Here is a 22212-nt window from a genome sequence, read left to right on the forward strand (position 1 = left end):
GCGCATGAAGGCTGCAGAGTTCCAGATCGATTCGGGCGACAAGGGCGCCGTGCTGCGCCTGTCCGGCGACTGGACGACCGCAGGCCTGCGCCGCACGCCGCAGCGACTGGACCGCGCCCTGAACGGGGTCACGGTGGACCGGATCGATATCGCCGATCTGGACGGTTTCGACACCGCCGGCGCCCTGGTTCTGGTTCAGGCGCTGGACGCGCCGGTTCCCGAAAAGACCTGGAAGGACAACCCCGGAGCGGGCCGCATCTACGCCCTGGTCGAACGGCTGGAGCGCGGCACGGCCGAGCCGCCGAAGCGCCCGGACGCGATCATCCGAACCTTCTCCAAGATCGGCCAGGGCGTCTATGACGTGCTGAGCGAGGCCATGCAGACCATGGCTTTCCTGGGCCGGCTTATCCTGGCTCTGGGCAGCGCCCTGAAGCATCCCGGCCGCATCCGCTGGGCCGCCTGGGTCAGCCACGTTGAGCGCGCGGGGCTGGACGCCATACCCATCGTCATCGCCACCAACTTCTTCATCGGCGCGGTGATCGCCTTCATCGGCGCGGATCTGCTGCAGCAGTTCGGCGCCCAGGTGTTCGCGGTCGAACTGATCGGCATCTCGGTGTTCCGTGAATTCGCCGTGGTTATCACCGCCGTGCTGCTGGCGGGCCGCTCGTCCTCGGCCTTCGCCGCCGAGATCGGCTCAATGAAAATGAATCAGGAGATCGACGCCATGCAGGTCATGGGCGTGGACCCGTTTCAGGCCCTGGTGATCCCGCGTCTCGCGGCGCTGCTGATCATGCTGCCGCTCCTGACGTTCATCGCCGTGATCGCCGGCATGTTCGGGGGCCTGCTGGTCAGCTGGAGCCAGCTGGGGCTCGGGCCCAATTTCTTCATCCAGCGCATTGAACAGAACGTGGGCGTCGAGCACCTGTGGGTGGGTCTGTCCAAGGCGCCGGTGTTCGCCATCGTGGTGGCGGCCATCGGTTGTCGTCAGGGCATGGCGGTGTCGGGCGACGTGGAGTCCCTGGGCCGGCGCGTCACGGCGGCGGTGGTGCAGGCCATCTTCGCCATCATCTTCCTCGACGCCCTGTTCGCCCTGCTGTTCCTGGAGATGGGCGTATGACCGAACGCGCGGAACCCATCATCCAGGTGAAGGGCCTGCTCACCGCCTTTGGCGACCGGGTCATCCACGAGGATCTGGACCTGACGCTGGACCGCGGCGAGGTGCTGGGCGTGGTCGGCGGGTCGGGCACGGGCAAGACGGTTCTGCTGAACACGGTGCTGGGCCTGAAACAGCCCGACGGCGGCTCGGTGCGTCTGTTCGGCCAGGACGTCTCCGAGATGACCCGGGACGAGCATGCCGAGATCGAGCGCCGCTCGGGGGTGCTGTTCCAGCAGGGGGCGCTGTTCTCGGCCCTGACGGTGATCGAGAATGTCTCGTCGCCTCTGATCGAGCATACGAAACTGTCCCGCGACACCATCCGCGAACTGGCCGAACTGAAGATCGCCATGGTCGGCCTCGGCCCCGAAAGCCACCACCTGAAGCCAGCCGAACTGTCCGGCGGCATGAAGAAGCGCGCCGGTCTGGCCCGCGCCCTCGCCCTGGACCCGGAACTGCTGTTCCTGGACGAGCCGACGGCGGGTCTGGACCCCATCGGGGCGGCCGCCTTCGACGAGCTGATCCGCACCCTCTCGGACGACCTTCACCTCAGCATCTTCATGATCACCCACGACCTCGATAGCCTGTACGCGGTGTGCGACAATGTCGCCGTGCTGGCCGACAAGAAGGTGGTGGAGAAGGCCCCTGTCCAGGAGCTGGAGAAGTCAGACCACCCCTGGATTCAAGAATATTTCCTCGGACCGCGCGGACGCGCCGCGGCCCGGGCGGCATGAGACCCGTCAGGAGGACGGATTAGGCATGGAAAGAGACGCACATTACGCCGCTGTCGGCATGGTCACGATCGCGATCGTCGCGGCCCTGGCCGTGTTCGTCATCTGGCTGGCCCGTTTTCAGTTCGCCGAGGAGTACGACCTGTACGACATCGTCTTCTACGGCCCCGTGCGCGGGCTTCAGGAAGGCGGCGAGGTCCACTTCAACGGCATCCGCGTGGGCGAGGTGTCCGACCTGGCCCTCGACCCCGACCAGCCGGATCAGGTGGTGGCCCGCGTCCGCATCGACGGCGGCACGCCGATCCGCGTCAGCTCCCGCGCCCAGCTGGAGCCCCAGGGCATCACCGGTCTGAACTATATTCAGGTGACGGCGGGGGAAGCCGAAAGCGCCCTGCTCAAGGCCCAGTACGATGACGACGTCGTGCCGGTGATCCAGAGCCAGCCCAGCCCCATCGCCGAACTGCTGCAAGGCGGCGGCACGGTGCTGGCCGAGGCGGTGGACTCCCTGAACCGCATCAACCGAGTGCTGTCCGACGACAACATCCGTTCGTTCTCCACCAGCCTGAACAACATCGAGGAAATCACCACCGAGCTTGAGGCCCGACGCGGCATGCTGCGCGAGCTGGAAGAAGCGCTGGCTGGCGCGAACCGCGCCGTCGCCGAGTATGAGGCGCTCGGCGCCGAGGCCCGCCAGCTGGTTCAGGGCGACGGCGCCCGCGCCGTCGCCAGCATCGAGCGGGCCGCCGCCCAGGCCGAGGAGGCCATGAGCACCCTGAACGAAACCACCGAAGGCCTGCAGGGGCCGGTCGGCGATTTCGCCACCAACGGCCTGCCGCGTTTCGCCAACGCCATCCAGAGCCTGGAGGAAGCGGCGGATTCGCTGGATCGTCTGGTGGATGATGTTCGCAGCAGCCCGCGCGACTTCATCGGCCGCCCGGAATCCATTGAACTTGAGGTCGAACAATGAGCCGAACCCTCATTCTGAAACGCGCGGCGGTGATCGCGGCGGCCGCGGCCCTGACGGCCGGATGCGCCCTGCTGTCCACGCCCGATCCGGTGCAGATGTACCGCTTCGGCGCCTCCGAGGCGGCTATGCAGGCCGCCTCGCCCGCGCCGACGGCCGCGCTGCGCCCCGTCTCCATGCGCCGAATCCAGTTCTCAGAGGCCGCGCGGGGCGACCGCATCCTGGCCGTCACGGGAACACAGGCGGCCTATCTGTCCGGCGCCCGGTGGGTCAGCCCGGCGGACCAGCTGTTCACCGAGGCGCTGACCGGCGCCTTCTCGGACCAGAGCCGAAACACCCGCCTGATCGGACCGCGCGAGTTCACCCGTTCGGCCTTGTCGCTGGATATCGACGTACGGTCATTCGAGGCGCGCTACGAGTACGAAGGCGCCGTGCCGACGGCCCACATCGCGGTTCGCGCGCGCATCCTTCAGTTTCCCACGCGAGACGTGGTGGAGGAGCGTATTTTCACCGCAAGCCTGCCCGCGTCGGACAACCGCGTCTCGGCCATTGTGGCCGCTCTGGATGCGGCCACCACAGAGATCAGCGGCCAGATCGTCGACTGGACCGATGCGGCGGCGGCCAATACGCCTGTGCCGGACGGCCCCTTCGGCGACTAGGCCCCAAGGGCCTCGGGCGTCATCCGCTCCAGCAGGGCGCCGCCCTGGCCCACAGCGGCCAGACGGCTCGAGACGTGGCCCAGGATGTTGGCGGCGTATACCTCATAAAGCGCGACCTTGCCGTTCAGCCAGGCGGGATCGCCCTCGCCGGCGTCCAGCCGCGTCTTCGCGGCCAGGGCGCCCGTGGCCAGCATCCAGCCGCCGATCACGTCGCCCATCAGGCGCAGATAGGCGTCCGCCGCCGCCAGCACGTCGGCGGCGCCCTCCGCCTCGGCCTTGCGGTCAATCAGCCACAGGGTGGCGTCCTCCACGGCTGTGATGGCCGTGGCGAAGCGCTCAACCGGCTTGCCCTCGAACAGCCCCGCCATGGCGGTCAGGGTTTCGCGCATGTCCGCGATCACCGCGCGGGCGGCCTCGCCGCCGTCCATGGACAGCTTGCGGCCCACCAGATCCATGGCCTGGACCCCGTTGGTGCCCTCATAGATCGGGGCGATACGGGCGTCGCGGTAATGCTGGGCCGCGCCGGTCTCCTCGATGAAGCCCATGCCGCCGTGGACCTGCACGCCCATGGAGGCCACCTCGACCCCCATGTCCGTGGACCAGGCCTTGGCGATGGGGGTGAACAGGTCTTCGCGCGCCTTCCACTTGCGGCGGTCTTCCTCGGTCCCGGCATGGCGGGCCAGATCGGCGGCGACGCCGGTGGACAGGCAGATGCCGCGCGCCGCCTCGATGCGGGCCTTCATCACGGACAACATGCGGCGCACGTCGGGATGGTCGAAGATCGGGGCGTTGTGCTCGCCGGTCCAGACGCTGCGGCCCTGCCGGCGGTCCAGCGCATAGGCCAGGGCGCCCTGATAGGCCCGCTCGGCGATGCCGACGCCCTCGACGCCCACGGCCAGACGCGCGGCGTTCATCATGGTGAACATGTGCGACAGGCCCTGATTGGGCTGGCCCACCAATTCCGCCGTCGCGCCTTCATAGCTCATGACGCAGGTGGGCGAGGCGTGGATGCCCAGCTTGTGCTCGACGCCCACCGGCCGGAAGGCGTTGCGCTCGCCCGGCGAGCCGTCGTCCTTGAGCAGATATTTGGGCGCCAGAAACAGGCTGATCCCCTTGGGTCCGGCCGGGGCGTCGGGCAGGCGGGCCAGCACCAGATGCACGATGTTGTCGGTGGCGTCGTGGTCGCCCCAGGTGATGTAGATCTTCTGCCCGTTCAGGGCGTAGGTCCCGTCCCCATTCGGCGTGGCGGTCGTGGTCAACGACCCCAGATCCGTGCCCGCCTGCGGCTCGGTCAGCACCATGGCCCCGGTCCACTCGCCGGACACCAGCTTCGACAGGTAGGTGTCCTTCTGCGCCTCGGTCCCGTGCTCCTGCAGCGCCTCGATGGCGGCCAGCGACAGCATGGGGCACAGGCCGAAGGCCATGTTGGCCGCGTGCACCGTCTCGAACGCCGCCAGCTCAAGCGCCTTGGGCAGACCCTGGCCGCCGTGTGCCGCGTCGGCGGACAGGCCGGTCCAGCCGCCCGCCGCGAACTGGCGATAGGCGTCGGCGAAGCCGGGCGCGGCGGTGACCGCGCCGTTGGCGTAGAGCGAGCCCTTCTGGTCGCCCACCCGGTTCAGGGGCGCCAGCACCTGTTCCGAAAACTGTCCGGCGGCGTCCAGCACCGCGCCCATCAGATCGGCGTCATAGTCGGGGAAGGCGCCGGTGGCGGCGACGTCGTCGATGCCGGCGACAGCCTGGAGCGAAAAGGCCAGGTCACGAACGGGGGCGCGGAAGGTCATGGGGCGTTCCTGAAGCGGTGCGTTTTCTTTGACTTCTGATTGGGGGATGCGAGGCCCGGACGCAAGATCACGCAGGGTCAAGCCATGGTGAGGCGGCGCCTTGGCGAACCGCGCCGGGCCGGTCACACTGGGCGCTGCAATTCAGGAGGGACCCATGACCGAGACCCGCAGCCGCTATTCCGCCGTGTCCATGGCCTTGCACTGGGTTATCGCCGTGCTGGTGATCGGCCAGATCCTGCTGGTTTCGGCGGCGGATCAGGAAGGCGCCAATGCGGGCCTGTGGATGGCGACCCACAAGGCCAACGGCATCTCGATCCTGTTGCTGACCCTGCTGCGCCTCGGCTGGCGGTTGAAGCATCCGGCCATTCCGCTGCCCGCCACCACCCCGCGCTGGCAACGGCTGGCGGCGCGCACGACGCACATCCTGTTCTATGTGGTGCTGCTGGTGATGCCCCTGACCGGCTGGCTGGCGTCCTCGGCGGCGGACCGGGCGATCGAATGGTACGGCCTGTTCAACTGGCCCCTGCTACCCATCGGCGGCGGACGCCAGACCGCCGGGCTGATGATGGAAATCCACGGCGCGGTGGTGAAGTCGCTGTACATCCTCATCGCCCTGCACATCGCCGGGGCGCTGAAGCACTATTTCATCGACAAGGATAACGTCTTGCAGCGCATGCTGCCCTTCCTGCGCTCACGAAACGCCTAGACCTGCTCCCTCGGTCGCCAGACCGCTCCGCCAACGAGTGCGGCGAGAACAGCGTAGCTCCAGACGTAGTATGCGGTGAAGAAACCCCAATGCTGGATTCTGCCATCCAGAAAGAAGGCGGCGTGGGTCAGGACGACGAATCCATGGGCCGCAGCGGCGAACAGAGGCCACAGGCGCTTCCCGAATGCGACTTCATGGAGCAAGTAGCCCAGCAGCAGGATGTCGATCGCCAGAATGCGCCACTGAACGCCATGGTGACCATCCTGATCGAGAAGGATGGAAAAGGTCCAGGCGGCTGCAATGACGGCGGCCGTCCGTCTTTCCATTCTTCCGCCTCGCCAGGCGGCGAAGGCGCAGGACAGCGCCATGATCGCCAGACCCAACCATTCCTGGGATGATATCTGCATGCGCCCTCCGCCGAGGGCGCACAATCAACCCACAATTACCTGATCGGCAAGCGCCGTCGTGGGGCTTGGAGGCCGCTCCGGATCCTTCGTACCGCCGCCGATGGCGACGCTGCGCAGGTGGGAGCTTTCCTTGAGGTCCGACAAACGCGTGTGGACCGTGACCATGGCGGCGCGAGCCTGAATCTGGGCCGCCATGGCGTGGCCCAAAGCCTCATAGACATCCTGACCGCGTGTGGAGGCAAAACCCGCGGCCCTGCTGGCGGGCGGCAGCCTTTGCGCCAGACCCGCAATCTGCATCATGGCTTCATCGATTGCGGCCTCGGCCGCGAAGAGATCATGGCTCACCCCGTGAGCCAGCTGTCTGCCCGCCTCAACTCGTTTCATAGACCCCTCGTACGATTGCATCAAAAGGATGATTGCAACCATAACGCGAAATCTGCGGCTGCCAAGAGGGAAAAGACGATGAGGCTGGTGATCGCCAGGATCACGCAGACGGCGCCAAGTCTGGAGACTGGCCCAGGCGTCAGGCTGCCCGGCAAATTGCGCGCGCCGCTTCCTTTCTCAGCTCCATCTCGGCGGAAATGGACAAACCCATGACGATCAGAAAAAGGCTCCGCAGAACCTCCTTGCGCGGTCCCCAGGCCCCATAACGCCTGAGCAGGTCGTTGTAGCGATGCTGGGCGAGGACCAGCTCCATCCCCGAGCAGCTGTAGCTCAGCGCCACCTCCACATCCGTGCAGCTCCAGCGCGGCATCTGCACAGGAAGACTTCTGGGCGGCGCCACGAACAGCACAGGGGTTTGCGGCTTCATCAAGGTCGAAGCGCAGATCAGCACCTGCTGGAGCAGATCCATGGGAGAATGGTTGTCTGCTTCCGAGCGCAGGCGCTGAAAAAGGCTCGTCGTCGCTTCCGCACGAGTCTTGTTCGGGGCCAGGTCGTGAACAACCTGCAGCACATCGCTCCACTGCAACTGCGGAAGTTCGTCCGATCCAGAGGCTGGCGACCAGTCCCTCTGGTACCAGCTCGGGATGGCCTTTTGCGGTTTGAACATGAGCGCCTCCTGTCATGGAGGCATGAGAAGGCCGGCCAGCCTTTCCGGCCATTGGGGAAAAACCCTCTAATGACTCGGTACAGAGGTCGCCGCTCTCGATCAGCAGCCGAACCGCAGCTCGGCTGCTGGTGACCCCCAGCTTTCTGCGGGCGTTGGCGAGATGGGTTTCCACGGTGACCTGGGCTACGCCCATTTCATGCGCAATTTCGCCTGCCTGAAGATGCCGCGCGACACCCTTCAGGCACTGCCGTTCTTTGGGGCTGAGCAAGTCCAGCAAGGACACAGCGCAAATCACCAGCGGCGAATCAATGCGAATGATAGTTGCCCGGATCGCTGATCTGGCAAAACTCTCATTGATAACAACTGCTCAAGTTGTCGGAGATGGCGTAAGCTGGCGGGCATGACGCCCGAGGCCGAGATCCAGCACGCCGCCGTCGCCCTCAAGCGGGGCGAACTGGTAATTCTGCCCACCGAGACGGTCTATGGGCTGGCCGCCGACGCGGCTGATGGCGAGGCGGTGGCGCGCATCTTCGAGGCCAAGGGACGGCCGCGCTTCAATCCCCTGATCGCCCATGTGGCCGATGCGGCGCAGGCCGAGCGGATCGCGGTGCTGGATGACCGGGCGCGGGCGCTGGCCGACGCCTTCTGGCCCGGGCCGCTGACCATCGTGGCGCCGGTGCGGGACCGGGCGGCGGTCTGCGATCTGGCGCGGGCGGGACTGGACACGGTGGCGGTGCGCGTGCCCGGCCACATGCGGGCGCGGGCTGTGATCGCGGCTTTCGGCGGGGCGGTGGTGGCGCCGTCCGCCAATCGCTCGGGACGACCCAGCCCCACGACCTTCGAGGATGCGGTGGAGGAGACGGGAGACCACGCGGGCGCGGCCCTGGACGGCGGTCCCTGCGCGGTGGGGGTGGAGAGCACGGTGGTTGCGGTGATGGACGGCGCGATCCGCCTGCTGCGCCCCGGCTCGGTGACACGCGACGAGATCAAGACCCTGGCCGGCCCCCTGTCGGAGGGCGGCGCAGAGGGGCACCGCTCGCCCGGGCGGCTGGCGCTGCACTATGCGCCGGACGCGCCGGTGCGGCTGAATGCGGACGGCGCCGAGGCGGGCGAAATCCTGCTGGGCTTCGGCTCGGTGGGGCAGGGCCGCTGGAGCCTTTCCGAAGCCGGCGACCTGCGTGAGGCCGCGGCCAACCTGTTCCGCATGCTGCGCGAGGCGGATCGCGAGACGCCCAGGGCCATCGCTGTCGCCCCCATCCCCGCCCATGGGCTGGGCGAAGCGGTCAATGACCGGCTGAGGCGGGCGGCGGGCTTCGTGGGCTGAGCCTGGAGCCCTGTGGGCTTGAGGCGGCATCGAACGCTGATGCCGTTCTTCTTCAATCCCTCGGCAACAACCCCATCGTCCATGAGTTCAGGCTTGGGGTTTATCGATCTGAGGTTTCTGATGACCGGCGCCACCAACAAGCGGGATCTACGAACGGGGCGGTCGGTATGGGTCGACAGCCCCGGGCTGGGCGTGCCCGCAAGGCCTCTCAGGGCGGCGTTGTCGGTGGACGTCGCTGTGGTTGGGGCCGGGATCAGCGGGGCTTTCATGGCCCGCGAGCTGGCGAAGGACCATTCGGTGGCGGTGCTGGAGCGGCGCGCGCCCCTCATGGGCTCCACCATGGCCTCGACCGCCCTGTTGCAGTGGGAGATTGATCTGCCCCTGACCGCCCTGGCCGAGCGGATCGGCATGGCGAAGGCGAGGCGGGCCTATGCGCGGTCCTGGTCGGCGGTGCAGGCGCTGAAGCGGATCGTCGAGGCGGATCGGATACCCTGTGGTCTGGCCGAGCGCCGCTCTCTCTATCTGGCGGGGGATGAATACGGCCACCGGGCGCTCAAGGCCGAGGCCGACGCGCGGGCAGCCATGGATCTGCCCTCGGAATATCTGGACGGCGCGGCCCTGCGCGAACAGTTCGGCATCGACCGCACCGGGGCGATCCTGTCCCAGGGGTCGGCCAGCGCCGATCCCGCCCGGCTGGCGGCGGGGCTTCTGCGCCGCGCCGCGGCTGATGGCGCGCGTATTTATGCGCCCGCCGAGGTGACAGAGGTGCTGTCCGATCCCGACGGCGTCACCCTCGCCACTGACACCGGCCAAGCCGTGCGGGCCCGTCACGTGGTGTTCTGCTGCGGATACGAGTTCCCGAAGGGCGTGCCGACGCCCGGCGGCAAGGTGATCTCCACCTGGGCGCTGGCGTCGAAGCCGCGGGCGCGCTGTCCGGCTTGGTTGCGCGATACGCTGATGTGGGAGGCGTCGAACCCGTACCTCTACGTCCGCATGGCCCGGGACGGACGCCTGATCGCGGGGGGCGAGGACGAGGAAGGGCCGGACAATCACGACGACCCGGAAAAGGTGCGGCGCAAATGCGAGCGCATCGCCCGAAAGCTGCACGACCTTTTGCCAGGCGTGGCGTTCGACATCGACTACGCCTGGGGCGGGGCCTTCGGGGAAAGCGCCACGGGCCTGCCCTTGATCGGGCTGGTTCCGGACATGGCGCACACCCACGCCGTCATGGGTTCCGGCGGCAACGGCATCACCTATTCGGTGATCGCCAGCCAGGTCGTCGCAGCCGCGGTGCGCGGGAAGGCGGACGGGGATGCGGACCTCTACGCCTTGACCTGAGGCCCCGCGAGCGTCACCTGCGACCCATGAACACGCGCGTGAAAATATGCGGCCTGACGACGCCAGAGACCTTGCGGGCGGCGGTGGACGCCGGGGCCGACTTCGTGGGGCTGGTGGCCTATCCGCGCAGCCCCCGGGCGGTGTCGCCCCTGCGGGCGGCGGCGGTGCTGGAAGGCGCCGGTATGGCGCAGGAGCGGCCGGTGAAGGTGGTGGCGGTCACGGTGAATCCGGACGACGCCCTGCTGAAGGGGATCGCCGAGTGGATCGCGCCGGATTTCATCCAGCTGCATGGATCGGAGACGCCCGAACGAGCAGGCCAGGTGCGGGCGATAACCGGGGCCGGGATCATCAAATGCATTCCGGTTTCCGGCCCGGCCGATCTGAAGGCCGCGGACGCCTGGAGCGAGGCGGCGGATCACCTGATGTTCGACGCCCGTACGCCGGAGGGGTCGAGCCTGCCCGGCGGCATGGGGCTGTCGTTCGACTGGTCCATGCTGAAAGGGCGGACCTTCGCCCGACCATGGTTCCTGGCCGGCGGTCTGAACCCGGACAATGTGGCGCAGGCGCTGGCGGCATCCGGCGCGCCCATGCTGGACGTATCTTCTGGCGTGGAAAGCGCGCCGGGTGTTAAGGAACCGGCCCTGATCACGGCCTTCCTGGAGGCTGTGCGCGCAACCTCCCCACGTTGACGCTGGTGGCCTGAATGAACGCTCCTCTGATGAACGCTTCCCCGACGAACGCCCCCCTGACGAACGCTTACGCGTGGCCCGACCACAAGGGCCGCTTCGGACCTTACGGCGGGCAGTTCGTGGCTGAGACCCTGATGCCGCTGATCCATGAGCTGGATGCGGCCTATTCGGCGGCCAAGGCCGATCCCACGTTCCAGGCGGAGCTGGACGGGTTTCTGACCCACTATGTGGGCCGGGCCAGCCCGCTGTATTTCGCCGAGCGCCTGACCGAGCATTTCGGCGGCGCCCGGGTCTGGCTGAAGCGCGAGGACCTGAATCACACCGGCGCGCACAAGATCAACAACTGCATGGGCCAGATTCTTCTGGCCCGGCGCATGGGCAAGACCCGCATCATCGCCGAGACCGGCGCGGGCCAGCATGGGGTGGCCAGCGCCACCGTCTGCGCGCGCTTCGGCCTGCCCTGCACGGTCTACATGGGCGCGGTTGACGTGGAGCGGCAGCAACCCAACGTGTTCCGCATGAAGCTGATGGGGGCCGAGGTCACGCCGGTGACGGCGGGCGCCGCGACCCTGAAAGACGCCATGAACGAGGCCATGCGCGACTGGGTGACCAATGTCGAGGACACCTACTACATCATCGGCACGGCGGCGGGGCCGCACCCCTATCCGGCCATGGTGCGCGATTTCCAGAGCGTGATCGGTCGTGAGATCAAGGCCCAGTCCATGGACCAGATCGGGCGTCTGCCGGAGGCGGTGGTCGCCTGCATCGGCGGGGGCTCCAACGCCATCGGCGCCTTCCACCCCTTCGTGGACGACGAGGGCGTGCGCCTGATCGGGGTCGAGGCCGCCGGCCACGGGCTGGACACGCCCGACCACGCCGCCAGTCTGAAGGGCGGGCGTCCGGGCGTGCTGCACGGCAACCGCACCTATCTGCTGCAGGACCAGGACGGCCAGATCGTGGAGGGACACTCCATCTCCGCCGGTCTGGACTATCCCGGCATCGGGCCGGAGCATGCGTGGCTCAACGACATCGGGCGGGCGGAGTATCTGTCGGCCACCGACCAGGAGGCCCTGGACGCGTTCCAGATGTGCTCGGAGCTGGAAGGCATCATTCCGGCGCTGGAGCCGTCCCACGCCCTGGCCCGGACCGGCGAGGTGGCGAAGCAGGTGGGCAAGGACGGCGATATCGTGCTTTTGATGTCCGGACGCGGCGACAAGGACATCTTCACCGTCGCCAAGCACCTGGGAGTGAATCTTTGATGCGTATCGCCCTGACCGCCGCAATGACGGTCCTTATCGCTCTTCCCGCCCATGCCCGCCAGGACGCGTCGTCCGGCCAGGACAACATCAGCCTGGTCCTGCCGGTGGTGGAGGGCGCCCGCGCGGCGCCCGACTGCGGCGGCCTGTATGGTCTGGCCGGGCGGGCCCAGTGCATGACGGCTCCGCTGAGCGAAATCGGAGACATCGCCGAAGTCTATATCGGCGCCCTGGGCCAGACCGGCTGGAGCGGTGCGGGCGGGCGGCCCAACCAGGTGCTGTTCCAGCGTGCGCGGTCCAGCGGCGGCTGCGACATCCTGGAGATGATCACCTTCTACGATGTGGAACTGTCCGAAGAGGCGCTCGCGACGGCGCCGGGTTATCTGGGCTTCGCCCTGCACACCGGCGGCGACTGCCTGCCGCCCCCGACAGAGGGTGAGACGCCTCAGCAATGACGACAACGCGTATCGACGCCCGCTTCGCGGCCTTGAAGGCCGAGGGCAGGGCCGGGTTTGTGGCCTATGTGATGGCCGGCGATCCCACGCGGGATCAGGCGCTGGAGATCCTGCGCGGCCTGCCGGGCGCGGGGGCCGACATCATCGAGCTGGGCTTTCCGTTCTCAGACCCCATGGCCGAGGGACCGCCGATTCAGCGGGCGGCGCAGCGTGGCCTGAAGGCCGGGCTGACTCTTCAGGGCACGCTGGATCTGGCCGCCGATTTCCGCAAGGGCGACGCGGACACGCCGGTGATCCTGATGGGCTATCTGAACCCTATCGAGAGCATGGGCCATGAGGCCTTCGCCCGCGCGGCCAATGCGGCCGGGATCGACGGCCTGATCGTGGTGGACTGCCCGCCCGAGGAGGCCGGCCCTCTGACCGACGCCCTGGACGCCGAGGGCCTGTCCTTGATCCGCCTGGCCACGCCGACGTCGGACGATGAGCGGCTGAAGATCGTGGTCTCGCGCACGTCGGGCTTTGTCTATTACGTCTCGGTGGCCGGGGTGACCGGGGTGAAGGAGGCGCAGGCCGCCTCCGTGGCCCCCGCCGTGGAGCGGGTGCGCAAGGCCTCGGGCCTGCCAGTGGCGGTGGGTTTCGGGGTCAAGACCCCCGAACGCGCCGCCGAGATCGCAAAGGTGGCCGATGCGGTGGTGGCCGGGTCGGTGCTGGTGGACGAGGTGGCCGCCGCGCTGGACGCGAACGAACCGGCCGCGCCGCGCGTTCTGGCCAAGGTGAAGGCGCTGTCCGACGCGGTCCGGGGTGCGCGCACGGCGGAAACCGTCTAAAGGCCCCGGCATGATCGACAAGACCAATCCCCCTCGCCAAGGCTGGCTGTCCCGTTTCGCGCCGGGCGTGCGCAAGATCGTGGGCCGCCGCGACACTCCCGATAACCTTTGGGTCAAGGATCCGGACTCCGGCGAGATGCTGTATCGCCCGGATCTGGAGACGGCGTTGTGGGTCACGCCCTCGGGCCGGCACATGCGCATCGGGGCCGAGGCGCGCCTGCGCTACACCTTCGACGACGGCGCCTGGGAGAAGATCGACACCCCGGATGTGCCCGAGGATCCGCTGAAGTTCTCGGACGGCAAGCCATACCGCGAGCGCCTGAACGCCGCGCGCAAGAAGTCCGGGGCAAAGGACGCCATGGCCATCGGCTATGGCGAGATCGACGGGACCCCCGCCGTGGTCATCGTGCAGGACTTCACCTTCATGGGCGGATCGCTGGGCATGGCGGCGGGCGAGGCCTTCATCGCCGCGGCGCGCGAGGCCGTGAAGCGCGGTTGCCCCATGGTCTGTTTCACCGCCGCCGGCGGCGCGCGCATGCAGGAAGGCGCCCTGAGCCTGATGCAGATGGCGCGCACCACCCTGGCGATTCAGGAGCTGAAGGCGGCGCAACTGCCCTATGCGGTGGTGCTGACCGACCCGACCACGGGCGGGGTGACGGCGTCCTACGCCATGCTGGGGGACGTTCACCTGGCCGAGCCGGGCGCCCTGATCGGGTTCGCCGGGCCGCGCGTGATCGAGACCACCATCCGCGAGAAACTGCCCCCCGGCTTCCAGCGCTCCGAGTACCTGCAGGAAAAGGGCATGGTGGATCGGGTGGTCAAGCGCGCCGACCTGCCGAAGGAACTGGGCGCTATCCTGTCGATGCTGATGGGCGGACGGCGGCGCGCGGCGTAAAAGCGCGCCATGGACCCCATTTCCGCGCGCCTGCTGGCGCGGCTGCCCCAGAAGATCGATCTGTCGCTGGACCGCATGCGGGCCCTGTGCGCGGCGCTGGGCGATCCGCAGGACCGGCTGCCCGCCGTGGTGCATGTGGCCGGGACCAACGGCAAGGGATCCACCGTGGCCTTCCTGCGGGCCATGGCCGAGGCGGCGGGGCTAAGGGTGCATGTCTACACCTCGCCCCATCTGGTGCGGTTCAATGAGCGCATCCGGCTGGCTGGCGACCTGATCGAAACCGACGCCCTGAACGGCCTTCTGGACCGGGTTGAGGCTGCGGGCGTGCCCGTGACGGTGTTCGAGGCCACCACGGCGGCGGCGCTCTTGGCCATGGCCGAGACGCCTGCGGATCTGGCCCTGATCGAGGTGGGGCTGGGCGGGCGTCTGGACGCCACCAATGTGATCGACCGGCCGCTGGTCAGCGTCATCACGCCGGTGGATCTGGACCACGCCGAGTTTCTGGGGACCGACCGGGCCGTTATCGCGGGTGAGAAGGCGGGGGTGCTCAAGCCCGGCGTCCCCGCCGTCATTGCGCGGCAAGCGGAAGACGCCATGGCCGTGATCGAGGCCGAGGCCGCCCGCGTGGGCGCGCGCCTGACGGTCATGGGCCGCGACTTCGACGCCTGGCCCGAGCGGGGGGCCATGGCCTGGCAGGGCGAGGACCGGCTGCTGGACCTGCCCGCACCGACCCTGTACGGCGCGCACCAGATCGACAATGCGGCGCTGGCCGTCGCCGTGGCGCTGGAGCTGGACCTGCCCGAGGCCGCCATCGTGCGCGGCGTCGAGACGGCCCGCTGGCCGGCGCGCATGCAGCGGCTGGTGGAGGGGCGATACGCGGAAATGGCGCGGGAGGCCGACGCCGAGCTGTGGCTGGACGGGGGCCACAATCCCCACGCCGCCGCCGCCCTGGGCGACGCCCTGTCGCGGATGCAGGCCCGCGCGCCCCGGCCTCTGGCGCTGATTTGCGGCATGCTGGCCAACAAGGATGCGGGTGGGTTCTTCGAGGCGCTGGCGGGCACGGGCGCCCATGTGTTCACCGTGCCGTTCGAGGGCGCGGCGGCCGATCCCGCCGCCCTGGCGGCCGTGGCCCACGGTCACGGGCTGGGCGCGACGCCGTGCGAGGGACTGGACGCCGCGCTGGAGCGGGCCCTGCGTTTCGGCGCGGAGCGTGTGGTGATCTGCGGATCGCTGTATCTGGCGGGCGAAGTGCTGGGCGCCGACGAACTGACCTGGCCGCGCTGAAGGAGCTTTCATGAACCGCATCGCCATTCTGACCCCCGCGCCGAACGATCCGTCCTACGGGGGCCGCTGGCGCGCGGTGTTCGACCGTCTGGCGCCGTCGCTGCGAGACGCGGGGCTGGAGCCGGTCCCGACCCCGTGGACGGACCATGAGGGGGATGCGGCGGGTCTGGCCGGGTTCGGTCTGGTTCTGCCGCTGATCGCCTGGGGTTATCACCGGGATCACGGGCGTTGGCTGGCGGCGTGCGAGACCTGGCGCGCGGCGGGGGTTCCCGTGGCCAATCCCGCGGATGTGCTGATCTGGAATTCCGACAAGCGCTATCTGGGGCGGCTGGCCGAGGCCGGAGCGCCCATCGTGCCGACCGTCTATGCGGAGAACGTGACCCAGGATCACATCGAGGCCGCCTTCGCGGACTTTGACGCCGAGGCCCTGATCGTGAAGCCGGCGGTGTCGGGCGGGGCCTACCGCACCACCCGCCTGCGCCGGGGCGAGAGCCTGACCGAGGCGCCCCAGGGGACGGCGATGATCCAGCCCTATCTGAAGGGGCTGGAGACCGAGGGCGAACTGTCGCTGCTGTTCTTCGGCGGCCGCTTCAGCCACGCCATCCGCAAGGTGCCGGCCGTGGGGGATTTCCGCAGCCAGCCGGATTTCGGCGGCCATGTCACGGCCATCACGCCGCCGGACGAGGCGATGGCGGTGGCGCAGCAGGTGCTGGCCATCATCGGCGAGGATCTGTTGTACGCCCGCATCGATCTGGTTCCCGGGCCGGAGGGATCGCCCGTGCTGATCGAGGCCGAGTTGATCGAACCCGACTTCTACCTGGGTTTCGATCCCGAACACGGCGCGGGCTTCGCACGGGCGGTTCTGGGTCGGCTCGCCCGCTGACAGTTCAGGCGCAGACCGCGCTTTTGAGAGCGTGCGCCACGTCCTCGAGGTCCAGGGGATGGGCCAGAACATGGCGATACCCCCAACGGCGCAGGCTGCGCCGCTCGGCCGAGCTGGGCGCGGATGACGCGACGGCCAGGCGTTTCGCCCGGCGACCATGATCCTCCCGATCGAGACTTCGCGCGAAGGTTTCGGCGTCGATGCGGGGCTTCGACAGGTCGACGATCACCACATCGGGGTCCAGCTCGTTTGTCATTCGCAAGCCGTCCACTTCATCCTGAGCCATGTACAGCGCGCTCAGGCCGACGGCGTCGGCGATCAGACGCATCAGGGCGCGATCTGCGGGACCAAATCCTATGAGCAGGGCGCTGCCGCTCACAGGCTCGAAGGCCGGCAGAACAACCGCTTCACCCCCCGGACCGTACGTCGCCGGCAAATGAAGGATCAGTCCGGGGCACAGGCGGCCGTCGGCGCGCAAGGTCAGGTCTCCACCCATGCGCCGGGCGCGTCGCCGCGCCAGGCCGAGTTCGCCGCCCGGGCTCATGGCGTCGTGCAGGGCCTCCTCGGTCAAGGTCGCGCTGACCATGCGCACCCTGATCTGCACCTGGTCCGCTTTGCGGACCTCCATAACGACCACCCCGTCATCGCCCAACATGGATGATGTCGCTGAGAGGACGCCGTCGAGCAGGTCGTCGAGCCCGTCGGGCGGAACCAGAGCGCCCAGGCCCGGGGCGGAGCCCGGTCCGACCACGCGCACGCGCGTGTCATGCAGGCGTTCGGCGAGCCGTTCACGGGCTCCATGAAGCGCCAGGACGGGATCCACGCGCGCCGGGCTGGCGAGAGGCGAGCGCTCTTGCGCGGTGGTGTCGGTCAAATCCTCCGCCAGGGCCAGAAGGCGCCGGCCCGCGTGACGCAGGCCGCGTACCGCGCGTTCCTGCCGCGATCCGAGAGGCTCGCAGACGCGCTCGTCGTCGAGGGCCTGGACCAGGCCGGCCACCCCGGCGGCAGCCAGGGCGATCTCGCGGGAAAGCCCTTTCAGAAGCGCGTCTTGTTTGCCGCCCGCCGTCTCATCAGGCGCGAGCGTTGACCCATTCAGCACAGAACAATTGCCGGACATGCGTACCTCCCGCGCCCAATGAGAGCACGTATAGGTTGCGTACCGGTGAATATCTTGCTGCGGTTGCTTTACAGGTCTTCGCCCACGGGCGCATCCGCCGCCTTGCGTCGCGGCGCCCGGCGGCGGGGCGCCGGCTTCTCTTCCGCATCAGCCTCGGCGGTTTCGCTGCCGGCGGGTTGAGGCGTGGAACGGGTCAGGAAGCCGGGAAGGGCGGATTCCACTTCGCTCGGAACCTCGTCGCCGCCGCTGCGAGGCCGTCGGGCGCGCCGCGGCCGGTCCTGATCGCCGGAATCGCCCGTAGGCGCTGGCTTGTCCCGGTCCGGAGCGGCGCTTTCGTCAGCCGCTTCGGAGGACGGCGCTGCGGCGCCTTCGGCGTCGTCGCGCTCATACTGACCCCGGCGGCCGTCGCGGCGGCGCTCCCAGCGTTCGCGGCGGCTTTCGCGACGGTTGCCGTCTCCGTCACGGTTGTCTCCGTCACGGCTCTCGACGTCGGATGCGGCCTGGCCGCCCTGGTTCTGACCGCCCTGATTCTGGGCGCCCTGATTGTGACCGCCCTGGCCTTGCTGGGCCTGACGGTCGGCCGCCTGCTGGGCCGCGAGGAAAGCGGCGGCCTGGGCGCCGGACTCGTCCTCGAAATCGATGTCGAAGCCCTGGCCGATCTGCTCGCGCTGGGCGATTTCCTGAAACGAGCGCTGCGGCTGAAGGGCGCGCAGGACGCGGAAATAGTGCTCTGCGTGCTGCAGATAGTTCTCGGCCAGAACCCGGTCGCCCGCCGACGTCGCGTCCCGCGCCAGCTGCTGATAGCGCTCATAGACGGTCTGGGCGTTGCCCCGAACCTTGATGTTCTCGGGCCCTTGGGAGTCCCAGGAACGGTTCGGATTGGCGCTGTTGTTGTTCTGATTGCCGCCGGGCTTCCTGTTGCGCCCGCGTTGGCGCTTCATGCCCTTGAAATCTCTCATAGACGCTACCGTGCTTGGGGCGGGTCGCCGACTGAAGCGGTGAGACGTCGCCGAAAATGGGTCTGATCCTGCCGGCCGGGGCCGATCCCCGGCGTCCGATGCTCGGAAAACCGTTCGCCGCCCTTTGCGCCACAACGCACGGAACCCCGTGAGCCGTCACGAACTCCAGTCGTCAACCGTCGGGCGGACCCGAAAAGGTTCTGATGGGTGGGAGACAGATCGAGACTTAGCGCGCGTCGCGCCGCTTTCCAAGAGGCATTCGCGCAAAAGCGATCAGTTCAGCGCCGTGCCTTCGTGCGGATCGGGCCCGTTGGTGATGACGCGGTCACGCCCGGCCAGGTCCTTGACCACCTTTACGTCCTCGAACCCGGCGGTCTCGAACAAGGCCTTCACGGCCCCCGCCTGATCCCAGCCGATCTCCACAGCGAAAATCCCGCCCGGTTTCAGAATACGCCGGATTTCGGGGGCCAGCAGACGATAGGCGTCCAGCCCGTCCTCGCCGCCGTCCAGCGCCAGACGGGGGTCGTGGTCGCGCACCTCCGGGTCCAATGTCTCGATGTCCTTGCTGGGGATATAGGGCGGATTGGACACCACCAGATCAAAGGCGCCGTCCGAAAGCCCTGCGGTCCAGTCCGTGCGCAGGAAGACAGCGCGATTGTTCAGATCCAGATTGGCCGCGTTCTCGCGGGCCACCGCCAGGGCCTCTTCGGACACCTCGGTGCCGAGACCCCTCGCGGCCGGGCGCTCCGCCAGCACGGCAAGCAGGATTGCGCCGGAGCCGACGCCCAGATCGGCCATCTCGAAGGACCGGCCCTCGGGAAACGCTTTCAGGCAGACGTCCAGCACCGCTTCGGTGTCCGGGCGCGGCGACAGCACGTCGGGGGTGACCGACAGCATGATCTTCCAGAATCCCTTGCGGCCCAGGATGCGGGAAACCGGCTCGCGCTTCAGACGCCGCTCCACATAGTCCTCCATCCGCGCCAGCGCCTCCGGGCCCAGATGGCGATAGGGATCAGTGAGGATGTCGGTGCGCGACACGTCAGCAGCCGCCTCCAGCAGCAGGCGGGCGTCGATGGACGGGCTGTCGATCCGCGCGGCCTTCAGGCGGGCCTGCGCGTCTTTCCAGGCGGTCAGCAAGGTGGGGGCGTCGGTCATGGGCGCTAGATGGCCTCGCACGCGTGACGGGGCAAGCGGGAACGGCGATCAGGCTTGACCGTTCCCCGCTCATGGCGCGCCTTCCCCGTCTCGATAACCCTCTGCTGTCCGCCTTGTCCCGCTCCGGCGGGAAGGCAGGGCTGTGGCGCTGGATCGCGGCGGGGGCTGGGGGTCTGGCGGCGGGCGCGGCCGGCGCGCACCTGCTGCACACGCGGGGCAACAAGCTGGTGCGCGATCTTGGCGTGGAGCCGGGCACGCGACCATACGAGCCTGAGCCCGATCCCCAGCCGGCTGATTATGACGCGAAGGAGCCAGGCCGGGGGCGTGTGGCGGACCGGCCCACGCGAATCCCCCACAGGGGCTGGAGCGACATCCTGTGGCGCACCGGCGCCGCCTATCTGGGCGACCGGGTCGGCTTCGTGGCGGGCGGGGTGACCTTTTTCATGGTGCTGTCGCTGTTTCCCATGCTGGCGGCGTTCGTGACCATCTACGGCCTGTTCGCCGATCCCAGCGACGCCTGGGGGCGGCTGCAGTTTCTGTATTCGGTGCTGCCCGCCAACATCGCCGAGTTCATCGGCGCCCAGATGCAGCGCCTGGCCGAGAACTCTGCGGGCCAGTTGACCTTCACCCTGATCTGGACCCTGGCCCTGTCGCTGTGGACCGCCAACAACGGGGTCAAGCATCTGTTTTACGGGCTGAACGTGGCCTACAGCGAGGTCGAGAAGCGCAATTTCGTCCGCTACAATCTGGTCTGCATGGCCTTCACGGTGTCGGCTCTGGTTTTCGTGCTGATAACCGCCGCCATGGTGATCGGGGTGCCGATCATCCTCGATCTGTTCGGCCTGCGGGATGAGTGGGCCCATCTGGCGCCGTTGCGGTGGCCGGTGATGTTCGTCGGCTATGTCACCGCCCTGACCCTGATCTACCGCATGGGGCCGTGTCGGGCGCGGGCCCGCTGGCGCTGGCTGACGCCCGGCGCCCTGACGGCGGCGACCCTCAGCGTCGTGACCTCGTTCGTGTTCAGCTGGTTCCTGAGCAATTTCGTGCGCACCGACACCTATGGCCCGCTGGCGGCCATGATGGCCTTCCTGCTGTGGACCTGGGTCACGGTTCAGATCGTTCTCATGGGCGCCGAGCTGAACGCCGAGATCGAACACCAGACCGCGCTGGACACCACCACCGGCGCCCCGGCGCCGCTGGGCGAGCGGGGCGCGGTGATGGCGGACTCTGTGGGCGCGCGGCGCGGCAATCCGGCGGCCCTGGCCTTTACCCTCAAGCATGCCGAGAGCCTGTCTGACCGCCTCATGCGCCGGGGGCGCAACAGGGGCGATTAACCCAGCTCCGCCTCCAGGTCGGCCAGCCGTGCGGCCTGATCCTCGGCGATCAGGGCGTCCAGCACCGGATCGATGTCGCCCTCCAGAATCTGCGGCAGGCTGTGCAGGGTCAGCCCGATGCGGTGGTCGGTCACGCGCCCTTGCGGGAAGTTGTAGGTGCGGATGCGCTCGGAGCGGTCGCCCGAGCCCACCTGCGACTTGCGAGCGTCCGACCGCGCCGCGTCCTTGGCCTGACGCTGCATGTCGTAGAGCCGCACACGCAGGTTCTTCATGGCCTTGTCCCGGTTCACGTGCTGGGACTTTTCCGACGAGGTCACCACAATGCCGGTGGGCAGGTGGGTGATGCGCACCGCTGAGTCGGTTTTATTGACGTGCTGCCCGCCCGAGCCTGAGGCCCGGTAGGTGTCGATGCGGATGTCCTTGTCGTGGATCTCGATCTCCACGTCCTCCACCTCGGGCAGGACGGCGACGGTGGCGGCCGAGGTGTGGATGCGTCCGCCGGCTTCGGTGGTCGGCACCCGCTGAACACGGTGCACCCCGGATTCGAACTTCAGCCGCCCGAACACCCCGTCGCCCGAGATGGTGGCGACGATCTCCTTGTAGCCGCCGGCCTCGCCCTCGGATGCGGAATCCACCTCGACGCGCCAGCCGCGACCCTGGGCGTAGCGCGAATACATGCGGAACAGGTCGCCCGCGAACAGGGCGGCCTCGTCGCCGCCGGTTCCCGCGCGCACTTCCAGCACCGCACTGGCGTTCTCGTCGGCGTCGCGCGGGGCCAGCAGCAGGGCCACCTGCCGCTCCAGCTCGGGCAACTGTTCCTTCAGCGTCTCCAGCTCTTCGCCGGCCATGGCCGCCATCTCGGGGTCGCGGGCCATGATCTCCAGATCGGCCAGTTCCTGACGCGCTTTCGAAAGGGTCTGGACCGCATCGGCCACCGGCTTGATCTCGGCGTGCTCCTTGGACAGGCGCACGATCTCCGCACCGTCCGCGGCCGCGCCCATGCGCGCCTCCACTTCGTGGAAACGGTCGAGCACCTGGTCGAGGCGGGCCTGGGGCAGTCGCAAGGATCACGTCTCCGTCGGGGAAGGGCAGGGGCGCTGTTTACGCCGGGGCGGGGGCGCATGTCGATGCGCGCGGACGGATCAACCGCTGACAGATTGTCGGCCAGGCGGATCAAGAAAAAATCAGAAGGCGAGCGGGCGCAAACCCTATATGCGGCGTTGAACATGGGGCGCCGAAACGGT

23 protein-coding genes and 1 pseudogene are annotated in these 22212 nt (G+C 68.4%); 15 read left to right on the forward strand and 9 right to left on the reverse strand.

The features are described from left to right. Positions 1-4: 4 nt before the first annotated feature. From ACI8U3_RS07435 to ACI8U3_RS07450, 4 genes are read left to right on the forward strand one after another with little or no spacing between them, the layout of a single operon-like run. The gene (locus ACI8U3_RS07435; RefSeq protein ID WP_415014231.1) at positions 5-1117 is read left to right on the forward strand and encodes an MlaE family ABC transporter permease; all 1113 of its coding nucleotides are present in this window, start codon (positions 5-7) and stop codon (positions 1115-1117) included. Beyond that, positions 1114-1887 carry an ABC transporter ATP-binding protein gene (locus ACI8U3_RS07440; RefSeq protein ID WP_415014232.1) on the forward strand — a complete coding sequence of 258 codons (774 nt, stop codon included), beginning with the start codon at positions 1114-1116 and terminating at the stop codon, positions 1885-1887. The genes ACI8U3_RS07435 and ACI8U3_RS07440 overlap by 4 nt, the downstream gene beginning before the upstream one ends. 25 nt (positions 1888-1912) lie before the next feature. Then, positions 1913-2851 (forward strand): MlaD family protein, encoded by a 939-nt coding sequence (locus ACI8U3_RS07445; protein WP_415014233.1) that lies wholly within the window; start codon positions 1913-1915, stop codon positions 2849-2851. Further along, complete coding sequence (locus ACI8U3_RS07450; RefSeq protein ID WP_415014234.1) at positions 2848-3507, forward strand: ABC-type transport auxiliary lipoprotein family protein; 660 nt, start codon at positions 2848-2850, stop codon at positions 3505-3507. Before ACI8U3_RS07445 ends, ACI8U3_RS07450 begins: the two co-directional genes overlap by 4 nt. Here ACI8U3_RS07450 and ACI8U3_RS07455 read toward each other — a convergent pair. Continuing rightward, positions 3504-5288: an acyl-CoA dehydrogenase gene (locus tag ACI8U3_RS07455; protein ID WP_415014235.1), complete on the reverse strand. Its 1785-nt coding sequence runs from the start codon at positions 5286-5288 to the stop codon at positions 3504-3506. The genes ACI8U3_RS07450 and ACI8U3_RS07455 overlap by 4 nt on opposite strands. 154 nt (positions 5289-5442) lie before the next feature. Between ACI8U3_RS07455 and ACI8U3_RS07460 the strand changes: the two genes are divergently transcribed. After that, on the forward strand, positions 5443-5994 hold the full coding sequence (locus ACI8U3_RS07460) for a cytochrome b (protein ID WP_415014236.1): 552 nt from the start codon (positions 5443-5445) through the stop codon (positions 5992-5994). Here the strand turns inward: ACI8U3_RS07460 and ACI8U3_RS07465 are convergent. From ACI8U3_RS07465 to ACI8U3_RS07480, 4 genes and pseudogenes are all read right to left on the reverse strand, one after another. Further along, the gene (locus tag ACI8U3_RS07465; RefSeq protein ID WP_415014237.1) at positions 5991-6401 is read right to left on the reverse strand and encodes a hypothetical protein; all 411 of its coding nucleotides are present in this window, start codon (positions 6399-6401) and stop codon (positions 5991-5993) included. The two genes, ACI8U3_RS07460 and ACI8U3_RS07465, sit on opposite strands and share 4 nt — an antisense overlap. 24 nt (positions 6402-6425) lie before the next feature. Then, positions 6426-6746: a hypothetical protein gene (locus tag ACI8U3_RS07470; RefSeq protein WP_415014238.1), complete on the reverse strand. Its 321-nt coding sequence runs from the start codon at positions 6744-6746 to the stop codon at positions 6426-6428. Between the two features lie 178 nt (positions 6747-6924). Next, complete coding sequence (locus ACI8U3_RS07475) at positions 6925-7452, reverse strand: hypothetical protein (RefSeq protein WP_415014317.1); 528 nt, start codon at positions 7450-7452, stop codon at positions 6925-6927. Positions 7453-7567: 115 nt separating this feature from the next. Further along, positions 7568-7747, reverse strand: a pseudogene (locus tag ACI8U3_RS07480) (helix-turn-helix domain-containing protein); the annotation flags it as partial. Between the two features lie 105 nt (positions 7748-7852). Here ACI8U3_RS07480 and ACI8U3_RS07485 point away from each other — a divergent pair. From ACI8U3_RS07485 to ACI8U3_RS07525, 9 genes are all read left to right on the forward strand, one after another. Continuing rightward, positions 7853-8776 (forward strand): L-threonylcarbamoyladenylate synthase, encoded by a 924-nt coding sequence (locus ACI8U3_RS07485; protein WP_415014239.1) that lies wholly within the window; start codon positions 7853-7855, stop codon positions 8774-8776. A gap of 120 nt (positions 8777-8896) precedes the next feature. Beyond that, on the forward strand, positions 8897-10114 hold the full coding sequence (locus ACI8U3_RS07490) for an NAD(P)/FAD-dependent oxidoreductase (protein WP_415014240.1): 1218 nt from the start codon (positions 8897-8899) through the stop codon (positions 10112-10114). 26 nt (positions 10115-10140) lie between these two features. Beyond that, entirely contained in the window at positions 10141-10803 is a 663-nt protein-coding gene (locus tag ACI8U3_RS07495) for a phosphoribosylanthranilate isomerase (RefSeq protein ID WP_415014241.1), read from the forward strand. A gap of 29 nt (positions 10804-10832) precedes the next feature. Further along, entirely contained in the window at positions 10833-12062 is a 1230-nt protein-coding gene (trpB, locus tag ACI8U3_RS07500; protein WP_415014314.1) for a tryptophan synthase subunit beta, read from the forward strand. Next, positions 12062-12514, forward strand: coding sequence for a hypothetical protein (locus ACI8U3_RS07505; protein WP_415014242.1), 453 nt, complete (start codon positions 12062-12064; stop codon positions 12512-12514). Before trpB ends, ACI8U3_RS07505 begins: the two co-directional genes overlap by 1 nt. Next, positions 12511-13341, forward strand: coding sequence for a tryptophan synthase subunit alpha (gene trpA, locus ACI8U3_RS07510; protein ID WP_415014243.1), 831 nt, complete (start codon positions 12511-12513; stop codon positions 13339-13341). The genes ACI8U3_RS07505 and trpA overlap by 4 nt, the downstream gene beginning before the upstream one ends. A 10-nt stretch (positions 13342-13351) precedes the next feature. Beyond that, a complete protein-coding gene (gene accD / locus ACI8U3_RS07515) occupies positions 13352-14236 on the forward strand; it encodes an acetyl-CoA carboxylase, carboxyltransferase subunit beta (protein ID WP_415014244.1) in 885 nt (294 codons plus the stop codon). Positions 14237-14245: 9 nt separating this feature from the next. After that, positions 14246-15520, forward strand: coding sequence for a bifunctional folylpolyglutamate synthase/dihydrofolate synthase (locus ACI8U3_RS07520; protein WP_415014245.1), 1275 nt, complete (start codon positions 14246-14248; stop codon positions 15518-15520). 10 nt (positions 15521-15530) lie between these two features. Further along, complete coding sequence (locus ACI8U3_RS07525; RefSeq protein ID WP_415014246.1) at positions 15531-16403, forward strand: ATP-grasp domain-containing protein; 873 nt, start codon at positions 15531-15533, stop codon at positions 16401-16403. Positions 16404-16407: 4 nt separating this feature from the next. On the opposite strand, the gene ACI8U3_RS07530 is transcribed toward ACI8U3_RS07525, so the two are convergent. The 3 genes from ACI8U3_RS07530 to prmC all read right to left on the reverse strand — a co-directional run bounded on the left by ACI8U3_RS07530 (position 16408) and on the right by prmC (position 19634). Next, on the reverse strand, positions 16408-17520 hold the full coding sequence (locus ACI8U3_RS07530; protein ID WP_415014247.1) for a hypothetical protein: 1113 nt from the start codon (positions 17518-17520) through the stop codon (positions 16408-16410). A 68-nt stretch (positions 17521-17588) separates the two neighbouring features. Next, positions 17589-18461: a DUF4167 domain-containing protein gene (locus tag ACI8U3_RS07535; RefSeq protein WP_415014248.1), complete on the reverse strand. Its 873-nt coding sequence runs from the start codon at positions 18459-18461 to the stop codon at positions 17589-17591. 291 nt (positions 18462-18752) lie between these two features. Beyond that, the gene (gene prmC, locus ACI8U3_RS07540) at positions 18753-19634 is read right to left on the reverse strand and encodes a peptide chain release factor N(5)-glutamine methyltransferase (protein WP_415014249.1); all 882 of its coding nucleotides are present in this window, start codon (positions 19632-19634) and stop codon (positions 18753-18755) included. Positions 19635-19705: 71 nt separating this feature from the next. On the opposite strand from prmC, the gene ACI8U3_RS07545 reads away from it, so the two are divergent. Continuing rightward, on the forward strand, positions 19706-20968 hold the full coding sequence (locus ACI8U3_RS07545) for a YihY/virulence factor BrkB family protein (RefSeq protein ID WP_415014250.1): 1263 nt from the start codon (positions 19706-19708) through the stop codon (positions 20966-20968). Here ACI8U3_RS07545 and prfA read toward each other — a convergent pair. Continuing rightward, complete coding sequence (gene prfA / locus ACI8U3_RS07550) at positions 20965-22032, reverse strand: peptide chain release factor 1 (RefSeq protein WP_415014251.1); 1068 nt, start codon at positions 22030-22032, stop codon at positions 20965-20967. The two genes, ACI8U3_RS07545 and prfA, sit on opposite strands and share 4 nt — an antisense overlap. Positions 22033-22212 lie beyond the last annotated feature (180 nt).

This window comes from Brevundimonas sp., assembly GCF_047617075.1.
Taxonomy (GTDB): Bacteria; Pseudomonadota; Alphaproteobacteria; order Caulobacterales; family Caulobacteraceae; genus Brevundimonas.